Origin of the sequence: Streptomyces sp. NBC_00989, from assembly GCF_045162655.1 — a bacterium.
Lineage (GTDB): Bacteria > Actinomycetota > Actinomycetes > Streptomycetales > Streptomycetaceae > Streptomyces.
This window is the reverse complement of record NZ_CP108728.1, coordinates 10208841-10223440: the sequence shown is the minus strand read 5'-3', so window position 1 is coordinate 10223440 and position 14600 is coordinate 10208841. Positions and strand designations below refer to the sequence as shown.

The window sequence follows — 14600 nt, the reverse complement described above, 5'->3', positions numbered from 1 at the left end:
CGATGATAGTTTTGTTAGAAGGTGCACCGACGCGTATGCGAAGCCGCGGGAATGGTTCAGCGGGGCGTCTTTACGTAGGTGTACGGGGCGGAGACGTACGTGCTGTGGTGGTCTGCGGCACGCAGGGCGGCGGTGAGGCGTTCGCGCGGTTTGAGGCCGAGTTCGGCGGTGGCGTGCAGGGCGCCGAGAGCCAGGTCGTCCCCGGATCCCACGGCGGCGTATCCCTCGACGGGCTCACCGACCTGGTAGTCGCCGTGGATCTCGAAGAGACGGCCGTGGACGCCGACGAGGAAGACGCCCGCCTGTTCCTGCTCCGAGTCCTTGCGGGCCCATCCACCCTCCTTGAGGCACGCGCGGACGGCGTTGATGAAGCGCGTGGCCATGAAGCGGTCGAGGTCACCCTCGGGATGCGGGGCCTCGAATGCGTGGTGGAGAAGCTGCCCCATACGGAACGACGTCGTGAACCCGAGTACATAGGGACCGTTGGTGAAGACCTTCGGGTCACGGCGGATCGTGAGCTGCGACCCGCTGCTGCCCGCGGAGTCCCCGGCGAGGTGGACACGTTCGCGATGGACCAGACCGACGATGACGGTCAAGTCACCACCTCCAGGGAGTTGTTGGGGCTTTGTCGTTTTGCATGGCTCCGTTCTGCCCTCCGCCTGGGCGGAGTTACCACTTCCGCAAGGGGAGCCGAGGGGGCGTTGGTCGAATCAGACGTCGCATCAAACGGGGTCACCGGAACCGCCACAACCTCTCTCCGTGATCACCACCCCGTCCACATCAAGGAAGTGCGACGGTGACGGACCGAGACAGGAATCGCACAGGCGAAGGAGTTTCTCCCGATCGCGGAGGCCGTGTCGAAGCCTTCCCGCCCCCGCGGACGCAAGGGGCACATCCCCCCCTGCCTGGCAGCGACTTCTCACCGGACATCGACCACCACCACCCGAAGCCGCCCCACTCCCCTCACACTCGAAAGGCGCCCGACGTGAGCGCTCCCGCCCTTTGTGGAATCCCCGTGCGTCGTCTCGCGACAGCCCTGACCGCCTCCGCGTCCGCGCTGGCACTCACCGCGTGCGGCGTCATCGACGGAGTCGGCGGAAGCGACAGCTCCGCGTCCCCGAAGAAGGGCGACGACATCACGGTGGGGTTGCTCCTGCCCGACAAGGACACCTCTCGCTTCGAGAACTTCGACCACCCCGTGATCACGAAAGAGGTCGCCGCCCTCACCAACGGCAAGGGCAAGGTCGTCTACGCCAACGCCGACGCGAGCCAGGACAAACAAAGTCAGCAGTTCCAGCGGATGGTGGACCAGAAGGTCGACGTCATCCTGGTGGACGCGCTGAACGCCAAGGCCATCGCGGCGGACGTCCAGAAGGCGAAGGACGCCGGTATCCCGGTCATCGCCTACGACCGGCTCGCCGAGGGTCCGATCGACGCGTACGTATCGCACGACAACGAACTCGTCGGCGAGATCCAGGCCCGCGCCATCATCACGGCGCTCGGCAACAAGGCGGCGTCCAGCGAGATCGTCATGATGAACGGCGACCCCGCCGACACGAACTACGCGAAGTTCAAGGACGGTGCCCTCGGCGAACTTGAGAACAACGTCAAGATAGCCAAGGAGTACGACACCGAGAAATGGTCGCCGGCGGTCGCCGAGGCGAACATGAAGAAGGCGATCAAGGCCGTCGGCCTCGACGACATCGCCGCGGTCTACGCGGCCAACGACGGCCTGGCGGGCGCCGTCATCAAGGCGCTCAAGGATGCGGGTGCCACCAAGATCCCGCCGGTGACCGGCCAGGACGCGAACCTGGACGCGGTGCAGCGGGTCGTCTCGGGCGAGCAGTACATGACCGCGTACAAGCCGTTCCCGGAAGAGGCCACCCGCGCCGCGGAGATGGCGGTGTACAAGGTCCAGGGCCGCGACATCCAGTTCGACGCGCTGACCCGCGACACGGTCGACAGCCCCACCGAGAAGAAGATCCCCACGATGCTGGTGCCGGTGGTCGCGCTCACGAAGGACAACATCGAGGACACGGTCATCGCGGACGGCATCTACTCCGTCAAGGACATCTGCACCCCGGAGTACGCGGCGGCCTGCGCCGCGATCGGCCTGAAGTAGCGGCCACAGGCCGCGAGCCCTGCCCCAGCACCGGCACCGGCACCGGCCTCACCCGCCTCCGGATCACCCTCACCGCGTTCTTCGCCCTCGTCGGTGACGCGCTGAACTGAGGCCGGGCCCGCGCCGGTTGGAGCGGCGGCATGCTCCCACCGGGGCGCGGGTCCGTCGTGTCACTCGTCGTTCACCCAGCGCATGAGGCGTTGCAGTGGGTAGAAGCCGTCGTGGGAGAGGCCCGGCGGCATTCCGCCCGCCCTGCCGAGGGAGACCACGCGCTGGACTCCGGCGCAGGCGAGGGCGTCGCGCAGTTCCGCCTTGCGGGTGTCCGGGTACACGCCGACCGTCTGGGTGGCGACTCCGGCGTGCGCGACCGCTTCCGTCAGCGCGCCCACGGGGACGACGTCGACGATCTTTCCGTCGGGGTGGAAGTCGACCGGTTCGGGCGAGCGGATGACCAGGCCCCGTCCGTCGTAGTCGCCCCACACCCGGTAGTCGGGTGTCAGGGAGCGCAGGACGTCGATCTCCTCGCGGAGTTCCGCGGCGACCCGCGGACCGCCGGCCGAGCTGAACTCCCTTGCCACGCCCAGGCGTTCGCACAGCAGGGCGGCGTAGCGGTCGGCGTCAGCCCAGGAGCCCTCGACGAACTGGAAGCGGCTGGCCACGCAGGCCTGTTGGTTGAAGAAGGTGGCGTCGGTGGCGCCCGCGTCGGCGGCTCGGGCAAGGGCCTCGGGGGACTCGAAGGCCTCGCGGCCGATGAGCGAGATGGAGGTCTTGGGGTCGAAGGAGACGAGTTCGAAACCCGGGCCGACGTACCGCAGCGCGCCGCGGATCGTGGACTCGCCGCCCCAGGCGACCAGTTTGTCGAAGAACTGGGGGCGGAACAGCACGCTCTCCACCGTCTCGTCGCCGCCGCGCCAGTACACCGCGGAGAACGAGCGGACCACGGGGTGGCCGGGGGCCACCGCAGCCATCGTGCGCAGGATCGCGGTCGCGGTGAACAGGTCGTTCGAGGGCAGTTTCAGCAGGTTGACGCCCTTGGTGAGGGCGCCGCGCACGACGGACATCGCGGCGACGCCCGGGGCGTTGCCGGCGATGATGTGCACCAGGCGCGGCGGGAACGCGCGGATGGACGCGGTCCGGTCGTCGGGCAGGCGTACCTCGCGCCAGCCGTCGAGCACGTCCGCGCCGCCGAGTTCGTGGTCGATCTGGGCGTACAGGCCCGGCCGTTGGAAGCTGCGCCACAGGAGGGCGTAGGCGCGTTCGAGGACTTCGGCGGGCAGCGGGCTGACCCGGACCATGCGGTCGAGGGCTTCGGCGAGCAGGCCCTCGCGGTCCGCCTTGAGGGCCTCGCCGGTCTCCACCAGCAGGTCGACGATCTCCGCGACGGGCACGTGGAAGGCGGGGCCGGGTTCGGTGCGGGGCCAGACGAGGCGGTCCAGGTCGAGTGCCGGTGCGGTGAAGGCCGAGCCGGCGCGGCCGTACGCGACGGGTGAGCCGTGGTCGACCTCGCCGCGCACCACGTGCACGACCTCGGTCTCGGTCGTGGTGCTCATCCGTGGATCATCCCCCGCACATAGGAGTCGAGTGTCGCGGCGCAGGTGATCTTGTCCTCGCCGCCCAGGTCGCCGTAGCGCCGGATGTCCGGCAGGACGGCCGGTCCCGCCCGGCCGCAGTCGCAGGGCGAGAAGTCGACGAGGACCCGGTCTCCGCTGATCAGTCCGCCCCAGCGGCCCTCCAGCGAGACGTCCAGGAAGGCGAACCGGCCTTCCACCACGCCCTGTTCGGTGTTGAGCAGCTTCTCGCCCGGCTCGTCCAGGATCAGCGGGATCACCCACGGCGGTATGTGGTAGTTGCCCGACTCGCAGGCCAGGCAGGAGCCCTGAAGCTCCGTCATGCCGTAACTGCGCACGCGCCGTACGCCGTCGTAGAAGGCGGCGAACTGCTGCTGGTAGTCGTCGGGCAGGACCCCGTTCTTGTTGCCGCCGCCGCTGAGGACCAGGGTGTCGGGGTGGAGGCTCCCGTCGGGTACGCCCCGGGCGCGCAGGGCCTGGATCAGGGTGAACTGCTGGTTGTTCATCCCGGCGATCAGGAGGGGCTCGGTCCGGTGGGCGGCGATGTCGTCGACGATCTGGGCGACGGCCGCGCCGAGTTCCTCCTCGCGGGACCCGGACGCGGCCTCGAAGGAGCTGATCTCCTGCGGGGTGGCGGTGCCTTCCGCCATGCGGCGGCGCAGCAGGGCGCTGCTCATCAACTCCGAGACCCGCATGGGGTCTTGGGTGAGCAGCCGGGTCTCGCCGGGGCGGACGAAGACGTCCGCGTGCCAGCGGTAGCCGTCGATGGAGCGCATCGGGCCGCTCGCCGGTGCGAGGAGGTAGCCGCGGCGGGTCTGCTCGGGCGGCAGCGGGTCGGGCCAGCAGGTGAGGTTCTCCAGGATGTCGTGCAGGAAACCCAGGTCGCTCGCGTCGCAGTTGAGGAAGGAGACCTTTCCCGAGGTGCCGCTGGTGATGTACGGGCGGTGGCCGGCGGCGGTGACGCGGTCGGTCCACTCGTCGATGTCGGTCACGCCCTCGACGTCGACATCGCCGGGCTCGACCACCGACACCGTCGTGTACCAGCGCAGGAGCCGGTCCCACCGGCCACCGGTGATGAGGGAGAGAGGGTACGACTTGTAGCTGGTGTGGGAGAACAGCAGGGGGACGAGGTCGTCGGGGCTCTCGATCCCGTGGACGCCGCTCTCCTCCGCCCGGGTGCGCAGCAGCGGAATGCGCTCGCGGTGCGCGGCGAAGGCCTCACGCGCCGCGTCGAGCTGCAACTCCCGCAGTTCCCGGGCGGGTTGGTCGAATGTGTCACCGGACCGGACGAGGGCCCGGATCTGCTCACGTGCGCTGAGCACGTCAACCACCTCCATCAGTCATGAGGACGGGTTCTTGGCGAGATAGGAGGACTCGATGGCGTCGAGGTCTCCGCGGAGTTCCTTCGGGGTGCCGGTCATGACGACGCGGCCGCGGCGCAGGACGTAGACGCGGTCGGCGATGTCGAGCACCTTGTGCACGTGCTGTTCGACCAGCAGTGCGCCCAGGCCCTCGTCGGCCGCCTCCCGTACGGCGCGCAGGAGGCGGTCGACGACCAACGGGGCGAGGCCCAGGGAGAGTTCGTCGGCCAGGAGGAGCCGGGGGGTACGGCACAGGGCGCGCGCCAGCGACAGCATCTGCTGCTCGCCGCCGGACAGCATGCCCGCGCCGATCCTGAGCCGTTTCTCCAGTTCGGGGAAGAGCGCGACGGCCCGGTCGGGCGGCACGCGCCCGACCCGTAGGTTGTCGGTGGTGTCGAGGCGGGTGAAGACCGCGCGTTCACCGACGTAGGCGAGGCCCTCGCGGGCGCGCCGGTGCAGGGGTGCGTGGCCGGGGGTGCCCAGCCAGCGGACCTCGCCGCTCATCGGGGTCAGGTCGCCGGACAGCGCTCTGAGGGTGGTGGTCTTGCCCGCGCCGTTGGGGCCGAGCAGGGCGACGACCTCGCCCGGCCGGACCTCCAGGTCGAGGCCGCTCACGACGGGTCGGCTGCCGTATCCGGCGGACAGGGCGCGGGTCGCTATCAGGGGCACATCTGTGTCGTGCACGAGGTCTCTCCTCAACCGGAGTCGGCCGGAAACCGAAGTCGACCGGGAACGGCGGCCGGCCGTACCGAAGCGGGCTCAGCCGTGCGACGCGGCCGTCAGCACCTTGCGGACGTCGACGAAGGTCGACCCGGCCTTGGCCCACTCGATCTTCCCGTCGCGGATGGTGAGTTCGGTGGCGGTCGTGTTGTGGATGCGGTCGAGCCCCTTGGTCGGCAGGGCCGTCGACGCCTTCCAGTTCAGGGGCGGGGTCAGGCCTCCGGTGTCGATGCCGGAGGTGGTGTTCAGCTCCTGCACGAGCGCCTTGGCGGAGATCGTCGGCAGCTTCTTGGCGGCCTCGGTGAAGACCTTGAAGGCCACCCAGGTCGTGGCGTTGGCGCCGTTGGTGGTGTCGATGTCCTTGCCCTTGGCCGCCGTCACGAAGTCCTTCCAGACGGCGTCGGAGGTCGGCGGGTAGTAGCCGGTGACGGCTGCGCCCTCCAGCGGGCTGCCGCTGCCGCCGGTGCTGGCGGCCAGCTGCGGGGTGAGGTTGCCGACCACGCTGGCGAGCTTGGTCTTGTCGCCGGACTGGACGTACGACTTCACGAACAGGTCGGAGGCGGTGCCCAGGATGACGCTCACGCAGTCGCTGCCCTTGGTCGCGGCGACCTGCGGGGCGAGGTCGGTTGCGGTGAGCGGCACCTTGAGGTCCTTGGGCGCCGCCCCTCCGGCGGAGGTCACGCCCAGGGTGAGGAACTGCGAGACCACGGCCGCGGCGGCCACGTCGTACCGTACGCCGGTGATCTTCTTGCAGCCCTGCTCGACCAGTTGGCGGCCGTGGGCGGCGAACACCACCGGGGTGCCGCCGTTGACCGGGAAGGACAGCGGGTTGGAGAACTCGGCGGCGGAGACGCCGGTGCCGCCGATGTACGGGATGCCGGCCTTCTGCAGGATGGGCATGTAGCGGTCGCCGGCGAGGCTGTAGGAGCCGACGACCGCGGCGACCTTGTCGGCGACGGCCTGCTGGGCGCACTTCTCGGCCTCGTCGGGGTCGCCCTTCTCGTTGCAGAACTCGACTTTCAGGGGCCCTCCCTTGATCCCGCCGTTGGCGTTGATCCACTTCTCGTAGGCCGTGGCGGTGAGGTGGATACCGGGCTGGGCGCTGCCCTGGGTGTTCTCCGGCGCCCAGACCATCACCTTGACCGGGGTGCCCTTGAGCGAGGAGGTCTCGGCCGAGCTGTCGGCCGACGCTCCTCCCCCGCACCCTGCGGCGAGCAGGGCTCCGGTCACTGCGAGACAGCTGGCCACGGCGCTTCTGCGTCGGCGTGAGTCGTTCATGGTCCCTCCGGGGCTCGCGCCCAAAGTGGGCGACGTCGAGATGCCGAACAGCATGGGGCGCATTTTTGGGTTAGTGAAGTACTCTCGGCACAATTATTTAAATGAATGCACTGTCTCGCCCCGTGTCTGGGAGGTTCCTCGGATGGACGACGTCCTGCGTTTCGCCCTGCTCGGCCTGGGGCTCGGCGCCCTCTACGCGCTCACCGCGCACGGCATCGTGCTGGTCTACCGGGGCTCCGGTGTCCTGAACTTCGCGCACGGCGCGATCGGGATGGCCGGCGCCTACGTCCAGTGGGAGCTCGCCGTCAACCACGGCGTGCCGTACTGGCCCGCCACCGCGTGCGGCGTGCTCACCTCCGCCGTACTGGGCGTGCTCACCCACCTGCTGGTGATCCGCCCGCTGCGGAGGGCGTCCACCCTGGCCCGGCTGGTCGGCACCCTCGCGGTGTTCATCGTGCTCACCGCGATCGCCGTCAAACGCTACGGCGACAGCCTGCAACTGGTGCCGGGCAAGCTGCCCACCCGGCTGCTGACGATCGCCGGGGCGACGGTCTCCGAGGACCGCGTCTGGCTGCTCGGCATCGCGCTCGCCGTGACGGCCGTGCTCCATCTCCTGTACCGGCGGACCCTGTTCGGCCTGGGCACCACCGCGGTCGCCGAGAACGAGGGCGCCGCCGCCGCGCTCGGCTGGTCCCCCGATCTGATCGCCGCCGGCAACTGGGCGCTGGGCTCCGCACTCGCGGGGCTCACGGCCATCCTGATCGTGCCGGTGATCGGTCTGTCGGTGACCGGGCTGACCACGCTGCTGCTGAGCGCGCTCGCGGCCGCCCTGGTCGGCAGGTTCTCGTCGTTCCCGGTCACCCTGGCGGGCGGTCTGGTCATCGGGGTCGCGCAGTCCGAACTGACGCGCTTCGGCTCGGGTGTCACGGGACTCGCCTCGTCGGTGCCGTTCCTGTTCATCGCCCTGGTGCTGGTCGCGCGCGGCCGGGCGCTGCCGTTGCGCGGCACGTTCCTCGACCGCCTCCCGGCGCTGGGCACCGGCAGGGTGCGCCCCGTCCCGCTCGCGCTGGCCGTGGTGGTCGGGCTGGTGCTCGTGAGCCTGTCCACCCCGCTGTGGGCCGACGCGATCACCAGCACGCTGGTGCTCTCGCTGATCATCCTGTCGATCATCGTGGTCACCGGTTACGCGGGCCAGGTGTCGCTCGCGGCCTACGCCCTCGCCGGGACCGGCGCCTTCATCGCCGGGCACGCGGCGGCGGACTGGGGCTGGCCCTTCGAACTCGCCCTCCTGGCAGGCGTGTTGGGGACCGTACCGATCGGCCTGCTGTTCGCGCTGCCGGCCGTGCGCACCCGCGGGGTCAATCTCGCGATCATCACGCTCGGGCTCGGTACCACCCTGGAGGCGATGGTCTTCCAGAACACCGACCTGTCGACGACGCCCGGCAGCGACGGCATCGCGGTCGGCAGCCAGACGCTCTTCGGCATCAGCATCTCCGGCGTCGACCATCCGCAGCGCTACGCCGCCGTGGTACTGGTCCTGTTCGTCGTCGCCACGCTCGTGGTCGCCAACGTCCGGCGCGGCCGCACCGGCCGCCGTCTCGTCGCCGTACGGGCCAACGAGCGGGCCGCCGCCGCCCTCGGCATCGACGTCCGCGCGGCCAAGCTCTACGCCTTCGGTCTGTCCTCGGCCATCGCCGCGCTCGCCGGAGTGCTGACCGGCTTCCGCTCGACGTCGGTGGTGTTCTCCGACTTCGCGAGCTTCGACTCCGTCACGGCGCTCGGGCTCGCCGTCATCGGCGGTGTCGGCTTCCTCGTCGGCCCGCTGTTCGGCGCCACGTTCGGCGCGGGCACGGTCGGGGCCCGCTTCGGGGACCTGGTACTGCCGGGGCTGAGCGAGTGGATGCCGCTGATCGGCGGGATCATCCTGGTGCTGACCCTGGTGGGCAACCAGGACGGCATCGGGAGGGAACTCGGCAGGCAGGCGAGGAAAGTTGAGCGAAAGCTGCGCCCGCAGCGCGCCGCCGTCGTACCCGAGGAGGAGACGGCTCCCCTGCCGGACGTCCCCCGCGCCGCGCCCCTCCCCCTGCACGTGCGCGACCTCACCGTCCGCTACGGCGGTGTCGTCGCCGTCGACGGGCTCTCGCTGGACGTCGAGCCGGGCCGGGTGGTGGGTCTCATCGGCCCCAACGGCGCAGGCAAGACCTCCGCGATCGACGCCGTCACCGGCTTCACCCGGACCGCGTCCGGCAGCGTCCGCCTCGGCGAGCGGGACGTGACCCGGGTACCGGTGCACCGTCGGGCCGGGGCCGGGCTGAGCCGGTCCTTCCAGTCGCTGGAGCTGTTCGAGGACATGACGGTGCTGGACAACCTCTACGCCGCCTGCGAGCGGCCGGGCCGGTGGACCTGGCTCACCGACCTGGTCCGTCCGGGCAGCCGCCCGCTGCCCACCCAAGTACTCGTCGCGGTACGGGAGTTCGGACTCCAGGACAGTCTGGACCGGCCGGTGGGCGACCTGTCGTACGGCGAGCGGCGGTTGCTGGCGATCGCGCGGGCGGTGGCCACCTCGCCGTCGGTGCTGCTGCTGGACGAACCGGCGGCGGGGCTGTCCGACGACGAGACACGGGAGCTGGCCCAGCTGGTGCGCCGGCTCGCCGAGGACTGGGGCATGGGGGTGCTGCTCGTCGAGCACGACGTCGACATGGTGATGAGCGTCTGCGACCAGGTCGTGGTGCTGGACTTCGGCCGCCGGATCTGCGCCGGCACCCCGGACGAGGTGCGCCGCGATCCGGCGGTCCGGGCGGCCTACCTGGGCGACCTGGAGCCGGAGACGTCGTCCTGACGGTGGGTCAGGCGTCCCGCAGGTCCGCCACGTACGGCTGATGGGACAGCAGACCGCCGTCCACGCGCAGGGTGTGCCCGGTGACGAAGGCGGACTCGTCGGAGGCGAGGAAGACGACCGCCGACGCGACGTCCTCGGGCCGCCCGAGGCGCGGGGTCAGGTGATGCCGCAGCATCTTCTCCCGGATCGCCCCGTGCGCCGAACCGGCGCTGGCCGGGGTGACGATGAACCCCGGGGCGATGGCGTTGCAGCGCACGCCCTGCTTGCCGTACTGGGTGGCGACGTACTGCGTGAGGTTGATGAGGGCGGCCTTCGAGGCGCCGTACGCGGGATTGCGCAGGTCGCCCGCGAGACCGGAGCCGGACGAGGTGTTGATGATCGAGCCGGCGCCGCGGGCGATCATGTGCGGGACGGCGGCCTGGATCGCGACCATGGTGCCGCGCAGGTTGATCCGCATCGTGTCGTCCCAGACCGCCGGGTCCGCCTCCAGGACGGCGAGGTCCTGGCGGGCCGCCAGATGGGTGGCGGCCGCGTTGTTGTGCAGGACGTCGAGGCCGCCGTAGGTCTCAACTGCCGTGGCCACCATGGCCCGTACGGAGTCGATGTCGCCCAGGTCGACCGGGACCGCCGTGGCGGAACCGCCGGCGGCCCGGATCTCCTCCGTGACCGCCTTGGCTCCGTCGAGGTTCAGATCGGCCACGACCGTGTGGGCGCCCTCGGCCGCCACGCGGCGGGCGGTGGCGGCACCGATGCCGGACGCGGCTCCGGTCACGATCGCGATCTTGTCGTCGAGTCGTCCCATGACTCAACCACCTTTCTCAGTCGGTGAGTTCGCTGCCGACGACGGAGACGAAGGAGACGCATTCGCCGGGTCCGCCGCCGAGGTTGTGGGTGAGGGCGAGCGAGCGGCCCTCCGCCAGGGACCTGACGGTGCGCTCGGGCGGCGCCTCGCCGCGCAGTTGGAGCCAGGCCTCGAACATCATGCGCAGCCCGGAGGCGCCGATGGGGTGGCCGAAGGCCTTCAGGCCGCCGTCCGGGTTGACCGGCAGTGAGCCGTCGAGGTCGAAGGCACCGCTGGTGACGTCCTTCCACGCCTGTCCTCGCTCGGAGAAGCCCAGGTCCTCCATCAGCACCAACTCCGTCGGTGTGAAGCAGTCGTGGACCTCGGCGAGCGCGAGTTCGGCGCGCGGGTCGGTGATGCCCGCCTGCCGGTAGGCCTCCTGGGCCGAGAAGACGACCTCGGGGAAGGTGGTGAAGTCGTAGTCGGGGTCCAGGAGTCCGTCGGCCGGTCCCGCGACGAAGGACAGGGCCTTCACGAAGATCGGCTTGTCCGTGTACCTGTAGGCGTCCTCGGCGCGTACGACGATCGCCGCCGCCGATCCGTCGGAGACCCCCGAGCAGTCGAACACGCCCAGCATGCCCGCGACGATCGGCGCCGACCGGATGCGCTCCAGCGGCACCTCCTTGCGGTACTGGGCGCGGGGGTTGCGGGCGCCGTTCACGTGGTTCTTCCAGGCGATGCGGGTGATGACGTCCTTCAACTCCTCTTCCGCCAGGCCGTACTTGGCGGCATACGCGGGGGCGAGGAGGGAGAAGTTCGCCGGGGCGGTGATCTCACCGCGGCTGTCGTCGCCCGCGCCCGGCATCGTGGTACCCGAGAGCCCGGACATGCCGGAGTCCTTCAGCTTCTCCACACCGACCGCCATCGCCACGTCGTACGCGCCGGACGCCACCGCGTAACAGGCGTTGCGCAGCGCCTCGGAGCCGGTCGCGCACATGTTCTCCAGGCGGGTCACCGGCTTGTACGGCAGGTGCAGCGGGCGGCTGAGGGTCAGTCCGGAGACTCCGGACGCCTGGGTGCCGAGCCAGAACGCGTCGATGTCGTCGAGGGTGATGCCGGCCGAGGTGACCGCCTCGCCCACCGCGTCGACCAGCAGGTCGTCCGCCGAGCGCGTCCAGTGCTCGCCGAAGGGCGTGCACCCCATGCCGACGATCGCGACCCGGTCCCGGATTCCGTGCGAGCTCATGCGCCTGTCCCCTCGGTCTCGCCGGTGCGTAGCGGCCGGGCCTTCCAGAAGTAGTTGTGGACGCCGGCGGCGGTGACCGTGCGCCGGAAGGTCATCTCGACCCGGGCACCGATGACGGCGTCGGCCTCGGTGGCGTCGGTGAGCTGGCAGCGGAACCTGCCTCCGCCGTCGTAGTCGACGACCACGACGAGCATCGGCGGGCTCGGTGTGTGGGCCAGCCGGTCCACGGTGAACGTGGCGACGGTGCCCCGCACCTGTTCCATCGGCTCGTCGGTCATCGCGTCGACGCTCCGGCAGGACACGCACACCCGGTCCGGCGGCATATGCCGGGTCCCGCACTTCTCGCAACGGGAGGCGACGAAGCCGTACTTCCAGCTGGTGCGGCGGTGCGCGGGCGGCGCGTAGGGCGGCTCGGGATCCGGGCGGCGGGGCGGCTCACGGTCGAGCAGGCCGCGCCAGGAGAGGTAGGTGGCGTACGGCATGGGGGCGCCGCCCGCGGCGATCTGCGCGGCGACCGGGCGGGCCGCGCGGTGCGCGGGGAGGGCGTCGGTGGTCCGCAGGAGCAGGACTCCGGCGCCGTCGCCGAGCACGACGAGCGCGATGATCCGGCCGGGTTCGGCCCGGTCGAGGACGTCGGCGAGGAGCAGGCCGGGCTGGGCGGTACCGGCGTTGCCGATCGCCGCGGTGAGGTCCGCGGTCGCCGCCTCGGGACGTACGCCTGAGGTACGACGCACCGTCGCGCACGCGCGCGCGTGCAGGCCGGAGACGATGAGGTGGTCGATGGCGCCGCGCTCCAGGCCCGCCTGGTCGAGGGCCGCGCTCAGCGCCTTGTCCGCGAGGGACGCGTAGATGTCCTCGGCGAAGCGCTCCTCCCAGACGCGGGAGGCGGGCGCGCCGGGCAGCCGCCAGCGGTCGAGGATCTCGTCGCTGACCGTGTCGTGGGCGAGCAGTTCCGCGAGCACGGGGGCACCGTTGCGGTGGCCGCCGAAGGCGAACGCCGCCGCGCCGTCGCCGCCCGCGGCCTCGTCGCCGCCGCCGGGCAGGCCGGTGCGCAGGTCGGACAGGAGCGCCAGGGTCGGCACCGCGGAGCGCGCGGCGGTGACCAGCGCACCGAGGCCGGAGCGGACGGAGCCCGCCATGTCGACGGCGAGCACATGCGGGTCGAGGCCGAGCGCCGCGTGGACGGCGGTCGCGTTCGTCTTGTCGAGGTAGGCGGGCGCGGCGGTGGCGAGGAACAACTGGCCGATGCGGGTGCGCAGTCCGTCCCTGGCCAGCGCGGACCGGGCCGCCTCCACGGCCATCGAGGTGGTGTCCTCGTCGTAGCCCGCGACCGCGCGCGTGCCCCGGGACGGGGCCGTCCCGAGGGTGGCTGCGATGTCGGCGCGGGCGAGGCGGTGGTACGGCACGTAGGCGCCGTATGCGATCAGTCCGGCCATCAGCGTCCTCCATTGGCGTCGATTGCGGGCGTCCGTTCGAAGACGGCGGCCAGGCCCTGGCCGCCGCCGAGGCACATGGTCTCCAGGCCGAACCGGGCCTGGCGGCGGTCGAGTTCGCGGAGCAGGGTGGCGAGGATGCGGCCGCCGGTGGCGCCGACCGGATGGCCGAGCGAGATGCCGGAGCCGTTGACGTTGAACCGCTCGAAGTCGGCCTCGGTCAGGGCCCATTCGCGGGTGCAGGCGAGCACCTGGGCGGCGAAGGCCTCGTTGAGTTCGATCAGGTCGATGTCGGCGAGTTTCAGTCCCGCGCGGTCAAGTGCCTTGGCCGTGGCGGGAACCGGGCCGATGCCCATCGTCTCCGGCGGTACACCCACGACGGCCCAGGAGACGAGGCGGGCCAGGGGGCGCAGGCCGAGTTCGGCGGCGCGCTCGGGGTGGGTGACGACGCAGAGGGCGGCGCCGTCGTTCTGTCCGCTGGCGTTCCCGGCGGTGACGGTCGCCTCCGTGTCCTGCCGTCCCAATACGGCACGCAGGCTCGCGAGTTTCTCCAACGTCGAGTCGGGGCGCGGGTGTTCGTCGCTGTCGACGACCGTCTCGCCCTTCCTGGTCCGCACGGTGACGGGCACGATCTCCTCGGCGAACCGGCCCTCGCGCTGGGCGGCGACCGCCTTCTCGTGGGAACGCAGGGCCAGTCGGTCCTGCTCCTCGCGGGGGATCGCGTACGCGCGTCGCAGGTTCTCGGCGGTCTCCAACATCCCGCCGGGAACAGGGTGGTTGACGCCCCCGGAGGTGACCCGGCCGCGGGCCAGCCGGTCGTGCAGGGTGGTGCCCGCGCCGCGTACGCCGAAGCGGACGCCGGTGGTGTAGAACTCGGCCTGGCTCATCGACTCGACGCCGCCGGCCAGCACGAGGTCGCTCGCGCCGGTCTGCACCTGCATCGCCGCCGTGATGATCGCCTGGAGTCCGGAACCGCAGCGGCGGTCGATCTGGAGTCCCGGCACCTCGACCGGCAGGCCCGCGTCCAGTGCGGCCACGCGGCCGATGGCCGGGGCCTCGCCGTTGGGGTAGCACTGACCCAGCAGCACGTCGTCGACGGCGGCGGGCGGGATGCCGGTGCGGTCCAGTACGGCGCGCACGACGGCGGCGGCCAGCTCGGTCGCCGGCACGTCGCGGAAGACGCCTCCGTAGCCACCGACGGGGGTACGCACGGGTTCGCAGATCACCGCGTCACGCAGGAGGGCGGGCATCG

At 71.1% G+C, this 14600-nt stretch carries 11 protein-coding genes; 2 read left to right on the top strand and 9 right to left on the bottom strand.

Annotation, left to right across the window (positions count from 1 at the left end):
* Window positions 1-56: 56 nt before the first annotated feature.
* On the bottom strand, window positions 57-596 hold the full coding sequence (locus OG714_RS46020) for a hypothetical protein (RefSeq protein WP_406130191.1): 540 nt from the start codon (window positions 594-596) through the stop codon (window positions 57-59).
* Between the two features lie 419 nt (window positions 597-1015).
* Between OG714_RS46020 and OG714_RS46015 the strand changes: the two genes are divergently transcribed.
* Complete coding sequence (locus OG714_RS46015; RefSeq protein WP_406130189.1) at window positions 1016-2122, top strand: sugar ABC transporter substrate-binding protein; 1107 nt, start codon at window positions 1016-1018, stop codon at window positions 2120-2122.
* A gap of 170 nt (window positions 2123-2292) precedes the next feature.
* Here the strand turns inward: OG714_RS46015 and OG714_RS46010 are convergent, their stop codons facing one another.
* The 4 genes from OG714_RS46010 to OG714_RS45995 form a co-directional block, all read right to left on the bottom strand.
* Window positions 2293-3672: an acyl-CoA reductase gene (locus OG714_RS46010; RefSeq protein ID WP_406130187.1), complete on the bottom strand. Its 1380-nt coding sequence runs from the start codon at window positions 3670-3672 to the stop codon at window positions 2293-2295.
* Window positions 3669-5012, bottom strand: a complete 1344-nt coding sequence (locus OG714_RS46005; protein ID WP_406130185.1) for a hypothetical protein — start codon at window positions 5010-5012, stop codon at window positions 3669-3671. Before OG714_RS46005 ends, OG714_RS46010 begins: the two co-directional genes overlap by 4 nt.
* A gap of 18 nt (window positions 5013-5030) precedes the next feature.
* A complete protein-coding gene (locus tag OG714_RS46000; protein ID WP_406130184.1) occupies window positions 5031-5735 on the bottom strand; it encodes an ABC transporter ATP-binding protein in 705 nt (234 codons plus the stop codon).
* Window positions 5736-5810: 75 nt separating this feature from the next.
* Window positions 5811-7049, bottom strand: a complete 1239-nt coding sequence (locus OG714_RS45995; protein WP_406130182.1) for an ABC transporter substrate-binding protein — start codon at window positions 7047-7049, stop codon at window positions 5811-5813.
* Between the two features lie 142 nt (window positions 7050-7191).
* Here OG714_RS45995 and OG714_RS45990 point away from each other — a divergent pair, with 142 nt between their 5' ends.
* A complete protein-coding gene (locus OG714_RS45990; RefSeq protein ID WP_406130181.1) occupies window positions 7192-9888 on the top strand; it encodes an ABC transporter permease subunit in 2697 nt (898 codons plus the stop codon).
* 7 nt (window positions 9889-9895) lie between these two features.
* Here the strand turns inward: OG714_RS45990 and OG714_RS45985 are convergent, their stop codons facing one another.
* Genes OG714_RS45985 through OG714_RS45970 form a run of 4 tightly spaced genes read right to left on the bottom strand, consistent with a single transcriptional unit; the run spans window position 9896 to window position 14598 of the window.
* A complete protein-coding gene (locus OG714_RS45985) occupies window positions 9896-10690 on the bottom strand; it encodes an SDR family NAD(P)-dependent oxidoreductase (RefSeq protein ID WP_406130179.1) in 795 nt (264 codons plus the stop codon).
* A gap of 16 nt (window positions 10691-10706) precedes the next feature.
* A complete protein-coding gene (locus OG714_RS45980) occupies window positions 10707-11915 on the bottom strand; it encodes an acetyl-CoA acetyltransferase (protein ID WP_406130177.1) in 1209 nt (402 codons plus the stop codon).
* Window positions 11912-13351, bottom strand: a complete 1440-nt coding sequence (locus tag OG714_RS45975) for an OB-fold domain-containing protein (protein ID WP_406130175.1) — start codon at window positions 13349-13351, stop codon at window positions 11912-11914. The genes OG714_RS45980 and OG714_RS45975 overlap by 4 nt, the downstream gene beginning before the upstream one ends.
* Window positions 13351-14598, bottom strand: coding sequence for an acetyl-CoA C-acetyltransferase (locus OG714_RS45970; protein WP_406130173.1), 1248 nt, complete (start codon window positions 14596-14598; stop codon window positions 13351-13353). Before OG714_RS45970 ends, OG714_RS45975 begins: the two co-directional genes overlap by 1 nt.
* Window positions 14599-14600: the final 2 nt, after the last annotated feature.